Genomic DNA, 12,688 nt, shown 5'->3' with positions numbered 1-12,688 from the left:
ACATGTGGAATAAGCGGCAGCAGCGTGCCTCTATCAAGTCTACTGACTCTCTGATTGGGCATGGGGGTACGCTCGAGGGTAAAGTACATTGCGATACGAACCTGAGGATTGAAGGTACCTTTAGCGGAGAAATTATATGCAGTGGTGTAGTCACTGTAGGTGAGGAAGGCACGGTGCGCTCCAGTATTAGAGCAGAAGAGATCGTTATCGCTGGTAAAGTATATGGAGATGTTACCGCAGACCGTAGGCTCATTATGACCGGTACTGGCGAGCTGCACGGTAATATTTCTGCAGGAGCACTCAGTATTATGGAAGGCAGCCTGCTTAATGGGTCCATCGCCATGCATGAACAGCCCACCTCTGAACAAGCAGGTGAGCTCAAAAGTAATACGAAAAAGGACAAGACAGCAAAACGTTCCTCCAAAGCAGAAGAAACGCTTGAAGCCGGTTAATCCTATTTTTATCCAGCAACGTCCCGTTTACGGAAGACAAACCAGGAAACTGCTAAGAATATAACATAATACACTGCCAGCACAGCAATGGAGAAGCCTAGTGTAGCACCACCTGGACCAATATCAGATCCCATGTAGACCCTTAGATCCATATGAGTGAAAATTAAATATCTTGCCCATTCGAACACATCCGGATTAAGTAAAGCAGCGAAAATACCTTGGGCAAACATGATAAACATAGATAATCCTATCGCCAATCCACTTGCACGGAATACGGAAGAGATCATAAAAGCAAGCGTAACCGTCAAGAAAAGAGTGACATAGCGGCATAGGAGATCTATAAAGGAATACTCAGCAGGACTCCAAGCTGTAATCGAAGACAGTGTGTCTCCAGTTGGAGAGGCGAAAATAAACGATGAAGCTAAACCAAAAACAATCAATACTGCAGTACAAAGCAAGCTAAACAACACAATGCTAATGTATTTCGAGAGCAAGATCTGGGAACGGCTCCACGGGCGAATCAGCAGCATTTTGATGGTTCCCCAGGTAAATTCGCCCGCTACGGAGTCAGCGGCTATAACAACAACGAAGATCGTATTCAGGAAGAATACAACACTCACTATCATTTGGAAGCTGTCCCAAACGCCTAAGCGTGATGCAGGGTTATCCGTTGTGAAATACATAAGAGCCGGAAGAAACGCACTAAACACTGCTAGAATAATCAGCATAATCCATGTGCGAGCACGACTATATATCTTGATGTTCTCATTATGTATCAACGCTGTAAAATTACTCAATTCCTTCACCTCCTGTAACCTCTAAGAATTGATCCTCTAGCGTACGGGCAAGTGATTTGATACTGTACACTTTAATCCCACCAGCCACTAGTCTGGCATTAAACTCAGCAATTTCTTCACGTGCCGCCTCAACTACAAGCCCACCGCTCTTTAATGTTCCTTGTCCAATGAGAGCAAGTGCAGCTTCGGCATCGTCAACCTCAAACAAGGTTTCTCCGATAGGCATTGTAACATTGCCTACCTCTTTTAGCTGTTTTACCTCAAGCAGTTGCCCATTCTGAATAATGGCTACACTGTCACACATGAGCTCCATTTCGGAAAGTAAATGGCTGGAGACAAATACGGTTGTTCCTTCTTCACGACAGAGTAGGCGCAGATAGTCACGAAGCTCACGTATGCCTTGTGGATCAAGCCCATTGGTTGGCTCATCTAGAACCAGTAACTTTGGTCGGTTTAGTAGCGCCTGAGCTACTCCAAGTCTCTGACGCATACCTAGGGAATAAGTCTTCACTTTGTCATGAATTCTTTGACCAAGCCCGACCAGCTCCACAACCTCATCAATCCGTTGCTTACTGACTCCCGGTACCATCCGTGCAAATTGTCTAAGATTCTGATACCCGGACAGAAACTTGTACATTTCAGGATTTTCTACAATAGCCCCAACACTTGCAATAGCCTCTTTATAATTATTTTTAATACTATGACCACTGATCAGGACGTCCCCACTGCTAATGGAAATTAATCCCACCATCATTCGTATTGTTGTCGTCTTCCCTGCTCCGTTTGGTCCCAAAAACCCGAATATTTGACCCGGTGGGATATCCAGCGTTAAATTGCTCACCAGCGTCTTAGAGCCTATTTTCTTGGTAACTCCCTGCAGACGGGCAACAGGTTCAGACAGCATTTCTGTATTTGACACAGTATCACTCCCTTTCATTTACAAACAAGTTTACCATACCGTTTTTTTCAGAAAATTACAAAAAAGAAACAGTCTAACGTTGTTTAGACCGAGGATTCGATTCGATTTGAACAAAAAGGGACCTGGCCTCCCGCAAACGAAAGAGTCCAAGTCCCTTATATCACTTCATTCAATATTACCTGTTTTTTCAGAATGCAGGTATTTAGCCACCTACACGTGCAAGCTCGCGCATATTCGCTTCAAATGCAGCCATCAAAGCAGCCTCGCCGGTCAATCCGGTTTGCTCTACTTTGCGAATCTGCTCCATCATCCGTTTGTAATCCTTCGGAATGACACGAACGAACTTCGGCAAGCTATCTGCCCACTGATCCAATACCCGCGCTCCCGCCTTACTGCCTGTAAGCTCTACATGACGGCTAATCAGCTCGCGCAGCTCATCGATCTCTTCTGGCTCTTCCACTCTCTCGAGAAGTACCATCTCGAGATTGCAGCGGCCGATGAAGGATCTCTCTGGATCGTAAACATAAGCGATACCACCTGACATCCCTGCCGCAAAGTTACGACCTGTTTCACCAAGAACAACCACACGGCCTCCAGTCATGTATTCACAACCGTGGTCACCCACACCTTCTACAACAACCTTCGCTCCAGAATTACGAACGGCAAAGCGTTCACCGGCGATACCGTTGATATAAGCTTCTCCAGCTGTTGCTCCGTAAAATGCAGTATTTCCGATAATGATATTGTCCTCAGCTGCAAAGGTAGCTTTTGGAGATGGTTTGATAATAATCTTACCACCCGATAGTCCCTTACCAACGTAGTCATTGGAGTCGCCTTCCACCGTAAGTGTGATCCCCTTAGGCACGAATGCACCCAAGCTTTGACCAGCAGAACCGGTGAAATGAAGACGAATCGTATCATCAGGCAAGCCGGCTGCCCCGTATTTACGTGTCAGCTCGCTACCAAGGATGGTTCCAACGGCACGATTAACGTTCGTAATCGGTAACGATGCTTCTACAGCCGTTCCTGATTCCAGTGCAGGTGCAGCCAGATCCAGCAGTTTAGAGACATCAAGCGTCTCTTCCAGACCATGATTCTGACGTTTACTGCAGAAGCGTGTGCTTCCCTCTGGCATTTCCGGTACATGCAGCAGACTACTCAAATCTACGCCCTTCTTCTTCCAATGCTGCGAAGCTTGAGCAGCGTCTAAGCAATCTGTACGGCCAACCATCTCTTCAATCGTACGGAAGCCAAGACTCGCCATGATTTCGCGTAAATCCTGTGCCACAAAGGTCATAAAGTTAACTACATGCTGTGGATCACCCGTAAAGTTCTTACGAAGATCTGGATTTTGTGTCGCTACACCAACCGGACAAGTATCCATTTGGCAGACACGCATCATGATACAACCCACAGCTACTAACGGAGCAGTAGCGAAGCCATACTCTTCAGCACCTAGTAATACAGCTACGGCTAGATCGCGACCGCTAAGCATTTTTCCGTCTGTTTCCAGTACAACGCGGTCACGCAGATTGTTCAGCATCAACGTCTGATGCGTTTCGGCCAAGCCAAGTTCCCATGGAAGACCTGCATGACGAATGGAGTTCATCGGAGATGCACCTGTACCCCCGTCATAGCCACTTACCAGGATAATATCAGCGCGCCCTTTGGCTACGCCAGCAGCAATCGTACCTACTCCGAACTCAGAGACGAGCTTAACATTAATATTTGCACGTGGATTGGCATTCTTCAGATCGTAGATCAGCTCTGCCAAATCCTCAATCGAATAAATATCATGATGCGGCGGAGGTGAAATCAAGCCCACACCAGCTGTTGAACCACGCACTTCAGCCACCCATGGATAAACTTTACGTCCTGGAAGCTGTCCGCCTTCCCCTGGTTTAGCACCCTGAGCCATCTTAATCTGGATCTCATCAGCGTTAACAAGGTAGTTAGATGTAACTCCAAAACGTCCGGAGGCTACTTGTTTAATCGCACTGCGACGGGAATCGCCGTTGCTGTCCGGGATATAGCGGGCTGGATCTTCTCCACCCTCACCAGTATTACTCTTACCACCGATCCGGTTCATTGCAATAGCGAGGGTCTCATGCGCTTCCTTACTAATGGAACCAAAGGACATCGCACCCGTCTTGAACCGTTTCATAATGGACTCCACTGGCTCTACTTCTTCTAATGGAATCGGTTCATAAGCTGACTTGAACTGCAACAAGGAACGAATTGTCAGATGCTTCTCACTTTCACCTTGAACAAGTGCAGCATATTTCTTATACAACTTATAATCCCCACTACGCACGGAGTGCTGAAGCAGATGAATGGTCTGTGGGTTGAACAAATGATCTTCCCCATCGTTTCGCCATTGATAATCACCACCGGAATCAAGCACTTTATCATTTCCGTCTTTTTCCGTGAAAGCACGGTTATGATGGATAAGTGCCTCGGTTGCTACTTCCTCCAGACCAATACCGCCAATGCGGGAAGGTGTCCAAGTAAAGTAACGATCCACGAATTCCGAGTTCAGACCCACAGCTTCAAAGATCTGCGCGCCCCGGTAGGATTGAATAGTCGAAATCCCCATTTTGGAAAGAATCTTAACTACGCTCTTAGTCGCAGCTTTAATATAGTTCTTCACAGCCTTCTCATGCGAGATTCCCCGCAGTAAGCCTTGGCCGATCATATCATCCAAGCTTTCAAAGGCCAGATACGGATTGACTGCACTCACACCATAACCAAGCAGAAGTGCATAATGATGGACTTCACGAGGTTCACCGGATTCAAGCAAAATACTAACTTTTGTCCGTGTTCCTTGCCGGATCAGATGGTGATGCAAGCTCGATACCGCAAGTAGAGCAGGAATCGCAGCATTCTCACGGTCCACACCCCGGTCCGTCAGAATCAGAATGTTATGACCTTTAGCCATAACGCGATCAGCAGCCTCGTTCATACGGTCAAGCGCGATACGCATTCCTTCTGCTCCGAGCTCAGCTGGGAAAAGAATCGGAATAGACATCGACTTGAAGCCTGCACGACGAACATGTCGAATTTTAGCAAAATCTTCATTCGAAAGAATCGGTGTGTGCAGCGATATTTGGCGACAGCTTTCTGGTTCTGGTTTAAGCAAGTTACGCTCTGGTCCAATTGTAGTCGTAGTAGAGGTAACCAACTCTTCGCGAATAGCGTCGATTGGTGGATTCGTTACCTGAGCAAACATTTGTTTGAAATAATTATATAGACGCTGCGGACGGTCTGAAAGCACAGCGAGCGGCGCATCATAACCCATGGAACCTACAGCTTCAGCGCCAGTAGATGCCATTGGTTCAAGCACCTTGCGCAAGTCCTCAAAAGTATAGCCGAACGCTTGCTGCAGCTGCTGCACATTGTCATGCTTAGGATTTGGTAGTTCAGGCGCATCTGGAAGCTCTTCGAGACTAATCAAATGCTCATCCAGCCACTGGCGGTAAGGCTTCTCAGTGGCGATAGCCGATTTGACTTCCTCATCGGAGATAATACGGCCTTCCTTCGTATCCACGAGCAGCATGCGTCCAGGCTTCAGGCGGTCTTTATATAAGATGTCCTCTGCTGGAATGTCCAGTACACCCGCTTCGGAGGATAGAATAATCATGTCGTCCTTTGTTACATAATAACGAGCAGGTCGCAAGCCATTACGGTCCAGAATAGCGCCGATTTGCACACCATCTGTAAAGCCCATTGCAGCAGGTCCGTCCCATGGCTCCATCAAAGTGCTGTGGTATTCGTAAAAAGCTTTCTTGTCGGCGTCCATACTGTCATGATTACTCCATGGTTCAGGAACCATCATCATGGCTACTTGTGTCAAGGAGCGTCCGCTCAAATAAAGAAACTCAAAGGTATTATCGAACATTGCTGTGTCCGATCCATCCGGGTTTATAACAGGTTTGATCTTGCTCAGATCTTCGCCGAACACTTCACTCTTGAACAGCGACTGGCGGGCATGCATCCAGTTCACATTTCCGCGCAAGGTATTGATCTCACCATTGTGGATCATAAAGCGGTAGGGATGCGCACGTTCCCAGCTTGGGAAGGTATTCGTACTGAAACGGGAGTGAACTAACGCGATTGCTGATTCCAGCTCTTCGTTCTGCAAATCCAGGTAGAATTGTCCGACTTGTTCTGTAGTCAGCATGCCTTTGTACACGATCTTACGACATGACAAGCTTGGGATATAGAAGGCTTCAGCCTCTTCTACACCACCGTAGCGAATCGCAAGCTCTGCACGTTTGCGGATGACATAAAGCTTACGCTCAAAAGACAATTCGTTCGTAACCGAGGTCGAGCGACCGATAAACACTTGGCGCACAAAAGGCTTTGCAGCCTTCGCAGTTTTGCCAAGCATTTCATCATAGGTAGGTACATCACGATAGCCGAGTACTTCCTGACCTTCTTCAGCAATAATTTTGCTTAAGAGAGCCTCATGTTGAGCCCGAACTTTCTCGTTATGAGATAGAAAAATCATACCTACGCCATAATGGCCTTGTTCCGGCAAAGCAAAGCCAAGCTTCTGGGCTTCACTAGCAAAGAAACGGTGCGGAATTTGAAGCATGATACCTGCTCCGTCACCAGAGTTGGGTTCGCTACCTTGTCCGCCACGATGCTCCATATTAAAGAGCATTGTTAAAGCGTTACTAACAATATCATGGGACGGTTTGCCTTTAATATGGGCTACAAATCCCATGCCGCAAGCATCTTTTTCGAACTGGGGATCATACAGGCCCTGTTTTCCGGGCAGTTCAGTGTGTCTCATCGAACGCAACCTTTCTATTATAAAGTATGGCGTAATCTTTGGAAAATTTTTCAGATTAAAATTTTAATAATTATTCAAGCCAGATTAGTGCTATTATTTTATCACCGGGGTGACAACAGCGCAATTTAAACTTTTTTATGATGCTGATTAACATTTCTTTTTGCGACACAGCTTTAGTGGACAAAAGTTTAAAAAAACTCATCTATGTATAATTATGCATAAATGACGCATAAGAACTTATGCAATGAAAGCGTTTCAAGAATTTTCATCACCCTTGAATGTTTGCAAGAAAAAGGGTTCTATGATTTAAACTCAAAAAAAAGCGCCTCCCGGAGGAGACGCTTTTTAATTACTTTTTTTCAAATTATACAGTCATAGCTTGTTCACTGTTCATTCCAGCTTCATTGTCCCGACTGCGGGTCATGAAGTAAGCGAAAGTAAGAGCAAGGAACCCAAGACCGAAGATTGCAAGAACACCTACGTCACTCCACATTGCACTGAAGTCCCCTGTAGAAATTACTGATTTAAGACCACTAACTGTGTAAGTCATAGGAAGCAGTGGGTTAAAGAATTTCATCCAGTTCGGGATCAATTCAAGTGGGAATGTTCCGGCACTAGTTGTTAATTGGAAAATAAGAATAACGATAACAACAAAACGTCCCGGTTGATCCAGCCAAGTAACAATGGATTGAACTACCCATGTGTAAACTAGACTAGTCAAGAATGTAAATAGGAAGAATAGCGGTACACTTTGTACTTCTAGTCCAAGTCCGTACAATACAACCACAGCAGCCAGCATAGACTGGATAAAGCTCATGATTGAGAACGTAAGCGTACGGCTGATAAAACGATTCATACGGCTTGCGCCTATTACAGCTGATTCACGCATTGGAATAACAATTGTAGAAATCAGTGCACCTACGAACAACCCAAGAGATAAGAAGTAAGGAGCAAACCCTGTGCCGTAGTTCGGTACATGATTTACAACTTGATCCTCAATCACAACCGGTTGTGCGAACATTTCCATCATTTTATCTGACTTATTCACGCTGCCTGTTTTTTCAGCAGCATCGCTAAGCTTAGTTGCCAGTTCTGTTGATCCAGATTTCAGATCATCCATACCATCTTTCAGCTCGCCTGCACCGTCAGCCAGTTTTTTCGAACCATCTGCTACAGCACTGATACCGGAACCTAGTTCGCCTACACCACTTAGCAGTTTTGAGGTACCATCGCCAAGCGCTTTACCGCCTTCAGCCAGCTTGCTGCCTCCAGCTGCAGCTTCTTTAAGCTTCGCACCAAATTGTTGCATCCCTGCATTCAGCTTATTGCCACCTGTTACAAGTGCAGATGCGCCTTGTGCCAGTTTTTGCTGTCCTGTCAAAAGCTGTGTGCTACCAGCATTTAATTGCTGTGCTCCATCATGCAACTGAGTTACACCAGCAGCTACCTGCTGTGAACCTGAGTGCAGTTGAGTTGCACCTTGTGCCAGTTGCTCTTGCCCACTGTGGAGTGCAGTAGCACCCTGTGCCAGCTGCTCTTGACTTTGTTGCAGTTGCTCACTACCTTGTGCAACAGCTGCACTAGCTGCTAGGAGCTTCTGTACGGCCGGATTCTGTGCCAACTCAGGACTAGCCTGTGCCAATTGCTGCAAGCCTTGAGCGACCGCTTTAGCGCCCTCAGTAACCTTTGTGCTACCTTCTGCGGAAGCCTGCAAGCCTGCCTCCAGCTTCGCGCTGCCATCCACGGAAGAGGTTAGACCTGCTTCCAGCTTCGCGCTGCCGTCAACTAAAGATTGTGTTCCTGCTTGTAATTTAGTAGTACCATCTACAGCAGACTTCGTACCTGCTTGAAGCTGTGTGGCACCTGTTACAGCTTGCTTCAAGCCGTCACTAAGCTGTTTACTGCCGGCAGCGCTTTGTGCAACGCCATCTTGAAGCTGTGTATGAGCAGCCGACAATTGTTGCAAACCGCCTGCCAAAGTGCTAGAACCCGTTTGAATTGCAGTAGCACCTGAATTTAAATCAGACACACCTTTAGTAAGTGGTTCTACACCATTTTGAAGTTTACCTGTACCATCTGTCAGTACAAGAAGATTATCTTTCAGCTTCAAGGCTCCGTCATCTAGCTTACCAGCGCCATCTGCGATCTTGGAAGCTCCATCTCCCGCCTCGCCCAATCCATCAGAAACTTCTGTAATCTGATTGAATACAGACTCCACATAAGCCTCTGTTACCTTAGCGGATACTTTAGATTTAATTTCTGATACAGCCGTTCCACCGATCTGTCCGGCCAGGAAGTTGTAGCCTTCATTTGGCTCATAAATAATTTTTGCCGGTTGTGGTTCATCATCCAAAAGCGTTGTTGCTTTAGCAGAGAAGTCTTCTGGAACAATAATCGCCATATAATAGGTATTGTCCTTCATTCCTGCTTGCGCTTCTTCTAGTGAAACAAAGTTCCATTGAAAGCCATCGGTTACCTTAAGCTCCTCAACCAGATCATCTCCGGCCTGAAGTTGTTTTCCTTCATAATTAGCACCGACGTCTTGGTTGACAACAGCAACCGGTAACTCATTCATCTTGCCATACGGATCCCAGAATGCCTTTAGGAAGAATCCGCTATACATCACCGGAATAAATAGGATGGCAATCATCGGAATTAGCACCTTTGGATTTCTCAGTGCTGCGCCAAGATCCTTGGTAAATACGGATAATGATTTCATTCTGGTTCTCTCCTTATGAGCTTATGCTCTCTTTAAAATGCTTTGTTTGCGAAATATTACGTAACACTAGGTGACCGTTTTCCCCATCTGGTCAATTCAGGGGATAAAAAAACGCCTTTCGGCTCTTCTTCAATGCCTAAAACAGCTTGGAAATTGTTAAGGGAAAGCAATCTGATCACGCCATCCCTATCCTGAATCAACGCTTACTGTGCCAGTCCTTCGGCGAGAAACAAATGAAAGTACATCTTGATCTGTTCCTTGTCCAAGGGAGTATGTGTTTTATTCAGTTCAGCAGTCAATACAATATATAGCCTGAACATGACTACAGATACGATTTTAGGATCGCAAGTTTTGATTTCTCCCTTTTCAAGGGCTTGTTGCACCTCCCGTTCTAAATATTCTAAAACTAAGTTCTCGATCTTCTCGAGCCCTTCTCCTGCCTGCGGCGTTCCGAATTCGCGACTCTCCTGGGAAAGCTTGATGAATAGCTCCTGCTCACTTCGAAATTCCAGCAGGGCATCCAGCACACGATGCAGGTTATCAAAGAAAGGTCTGTCTCGCCTGATCTCGCGATCAGCAATCATCTTCATTTCTACCATCATATCGCGCAGGATCTCATCAAACAATTGCTCTTTGTTTGTAAAAAAGGTGTAGATGGTTCCTTTCCCGACATTTGCGATCTTAGCAACCTGATCCATGGTAGTCGCCTTATAGCCGAATAATGAAAATGATTTTGCTGCGGCCTGAAGCACCTGCTGTCTTCGATCCACCACTGCCACCTGTGCCCACTTCCTTTCTCCAGAAAATATCATTACCGCTGACTATCTGACCACTTTACTAATCCGGTCAATTGGTCATTCATTACTTTAACATGTAGCTTTGCAGTTTGCAATACTTTAGAAAATCTTTTATTTTTTTATTTATTGCAGGGTTTTAACTTTCTATTTACGTCTTATTTGTATAATGTGAGTAGAGAACAGTTTTCCCTCATCTATTTAAGAAGAAATTCCGCATTTCTATTGAAAAGGAAAGTAGCAGGTGAACTTATGCGAAAGAAAAGAGTACTGCTGTTTTCGGAAGGCTTCGGTACGGGCCACACAGGAGCAGCCTATGCTCTGGCCGAAGGAATAAAGCTGCTGAATCCGGATGTCCAGTGCCGAGTCATCGAGCTAGGTAAATTTCTTAACCCGATGGTCGCCCCATGGATTCTTTCCGCTTACCGAAAAACAGTTAGCAGCCAGCCTAAGCTGGTCGGCATGATGTATAAGACACAATATCATAAATCATTGAACCCGTTGACTAAGATGGCACTTCACCGGATTTTTTATACACATGCCTCTCAAGTAATCGAGCAGCTAAAGCCTGATTTGATTATTTGCACACACCCCATTCCGGCCGCTGTCATTTCCAGACTAAAGCGTCGTGGATTGGAGGTCCCGCTGTATACGTTAATTACAGATTATGATGCACATGGTAGCTGGGTAAATTCCGAGGTCAACCGATATCTCGTCTCTACCCCACGTGTCAAATCTATTCTAACAGGCCGAGGGATTGCTCCTGAGCTTGTAACGGTCACCGGCATACCTGTCCATCCGAAGTTCTGGGAACGGTCCAACAAGACGCTGCTCCGCAAGGAACTAGGTCTAGCCGATATCCCTACTGTACTCATCATGGGTGGAGGCTGGGGACTGATGTTCGGCAAAGAGATTATGAATTCACTCACAGCCAGAATGGATAACATCCAACTCATCTTCTGTATGGGCAGTAACGAGAAGCTTATAGCCAAAATGAAGTCCAATCCAAGGCTTAATCATCCTAACGTCAGGATTCTTGGATACACCAGTGAAATCAATAAACTGATGGATGCTTCCGACCTTCTAATCACAAAGCCTGGCGGTATGACCTGTACCGAAGGTCAGGCTAAGGGAATTCCAATGCTCTTCTATAAAGCTATTCCAGGTCAGGAAGAGAAAAACTGCCAATATTTCGTAGAGCTAGGACTAGCAGAGGTACTTGACTGTGAGGTAGTGAACAAATGGTTCTCTATGATGCTTCGTGAGTATTCTGTTCTCGAAGAGCAGCGTAAACGCCGTCTAGCCCCTGATAAACATCAACCGCAAAGTTGCGCGACTACCGTTCTACAGATGTTAGGCAACCCCGCAGACAAAACAGCTGATATCAGAGGAGCAAGATCTCAAGCCCGAGGCGAAGAGCCTGTGTGCATTACACCATAAAGAAAAGCAGGTAGCCAGGGAAATTCCCGGCTATCTGCTTTTTTTGTATAGACATGTAATCAGGTTTTATTAAATTTCTATACTTTCACCAGCTTTAAGCGGGAATCCCTCTATCCCCTCTTGTCGCAGACGATTACAGAAATCCATAGCATCCTGAGCAATATCCGGAAATGTATTGTAATGAAGTGGTATGACCTTGTCCGCTTGAAGCCAGCGCGCAGCAAGGAGCGCATCATCCGGTCCCATGGTCAGCATATCGCCAATTGGCAGAGCCGCCAAATCAATCGCAGTTCTTTCACCAATCAGACGCAGATCGCTGAATAGTGCGGTATCACCTGCATGGAATAACGTCTTCCCCTCAATCGTCAATAAAATACCTGCGGGTTGTCCAGCATAAATCCAAACGTCGCCTTCCTGAATCGATGAGGAATGAAACGCCTGAGTATATTTAACGGTAATAGCATCATAAATATGACTGCCGCCTATATTCATATGTTTAACCTTGGCACCCTTCATTCGGCAGTATTCTGCAAGCTCAAAAACAGCAAAGATCGGACAATCATTCTGTTTGGCAATTTGCACAGCATCACCTAAATGATCCGAGTGACCGTGAGTCAGCAGGACAGCATCTACAGTAATGTCATCAGGTGAAATACCGGAGTTCGGATTTCCTGACAAAAAAGGGTCAATAATAACTTTCGCTTGCTCTGTTTCTACCAGCAGCGCTGAGTGTCCGTAATAAGTGATCTTCATGACAATTCTTCCACCT

Annotated in this window: 8 protein-coding genes; 2 read left to right on the top strand and 6 right to left on the bottom strand. The window is 45.9% G+C overall.

Annotated elements, in window-relative coordinates; translation table 11 throughout:
- Nucleotides 1-2 precede the first annotated feature (2 nt).
- Nucleotides 3-452: a polymer-forming cytoskeletal protein gene (locus MKY19_RS04900; protein ID WP_339800819.1), complete on the top strand. Its 450-nt coding sequence runs from the start codon at nucleotides 3-5 to the stop codon at nucleotides 450-452.
- Nucleotides 453-460: 8 nt separating this feature from the next.
- Here the strand turns inward: MKY19_RS04900 and MKY19_RS04895 are convergent, their stop codons facing one another.
- The 5 genes from MKY19_RS04895 to MKY19_RS04875 all read right to left on the bottom strand — a co-directional run bounded on the left by MKY19_RS04895 (nucleotide 461) and on the right by MKY19_RS04875 (nucleotide 10,464).
- Nucleotides 461-1,249: an ABC transporter permease gene (locus MKY19_RS04895; protein ID WP_042185240.1), complete on the bottom strand. Its 789-nt coding sequence runs from the start codon at nucleotides 1,247-1,249 to the stop codon at nucleotides 461-463.
- Complete coding sequence (locus tag MKY19_RS04890; protein WP_339804174.1) at nucleotides 1,242-2,153, bottom strand: ABC transporter ATP-binding protein; 912 nt, start codon at nucleotides 2,151-2,153, stop codon at nucleotides 1,242-1,244. Before MKY19_RS04890 ends, MKY19_RS04895 begins: the two co-directional genes overlap by 8 nt.
- A 217-nt stretch (nucleotides 2,154-2,370) precedes the next feature.
- On the bottom strand, nucleotides 2,371-6,966 hold the full coding sequence (gene gltB / locus MKY19_RS04885) for a glutamate synthase large subunit (protein WP_339800815.1): 4,596 nt from the start codon (nucleotides 6,964-6,966) through the stop codon (nucleotides 2,371-2,373).
- A gap of 364 nt (nucleotides 6,967-7,330) precedes the next feature.
- Nucleotides 7,331-9,685: a YhgE/Pip domain-containing protein gene (locus tag MKY19_RS04880; RefSeq protein WP_042185237.1), complete on the bottom strand. Its 2,355-nt coding sequence runs from the start codon at nucleotides 9,683-9,685 to the stop codon at nucleotides 7,331-7,333.
- 203 nt (nucleotides 9,686-9,888) lie between these two features.
- Nucleotides 9,889-10,464, bottom strand: a complete 576-nt coding sequence (locus tag MKY19_RS04875) for a TetR/AcrR family transcriptional regulator (protein WP_339804172.1) — start codon at nucleotides 10,462-10,464, stop codon at nucleotides 9,889-9,891.
- Nucleotides 10,465-10,731: 267 nt separating this feature from the next.
- Here MKY19_RS04875 and MKY19_RS04870 point away from each other — a divergent pair, with 267 nt between their 5' ends.
- A complete protein-coding gene (locus MKY19_RS04870) occupies nucleotides 10,732-11,919 on the top strand; it encodes a glycosyltransferase (protein WP_076299152.1) in 1,188 nt (395 codons plus the stop codon).
- A 69-nt stretch (nucleotides 11,920-11,988) separates the two neighbouring features.
- Here the strand turns inward: MKY19_RS04870 and MKY19_RS04865 are convergent, their stop codons facing one another.
- Nucleotides 11,989-12,672 carry a metal-dependent hydrolase gene (locus MKY19_RS04865; protein ID WP_339245178.1) on the bottom strand — a complete coding sequence of 228 codons (684 nt, stop codon included), beginning with the start codon at nucleotides 12,670-12,672 and terminating at the stop codon, nucleotides 11,989-11,991.
- Nucleotides 12,673-12,688: the final 16 nt, after the last annotated feature.

The organism is Paenibacillus sp. FSL R5-0744, assembly GCF_037972555.1.
Classification (GTDB): Bacteria; Bacillota; Bacilli; order Paenibacillales; family Paenibacillaceae; genus Paenibacillus_AQ.
Note: the sequence above shows the minus strand (reverse complement) of the source record. Positions and strands in the feature narration are given on the sequence as shown.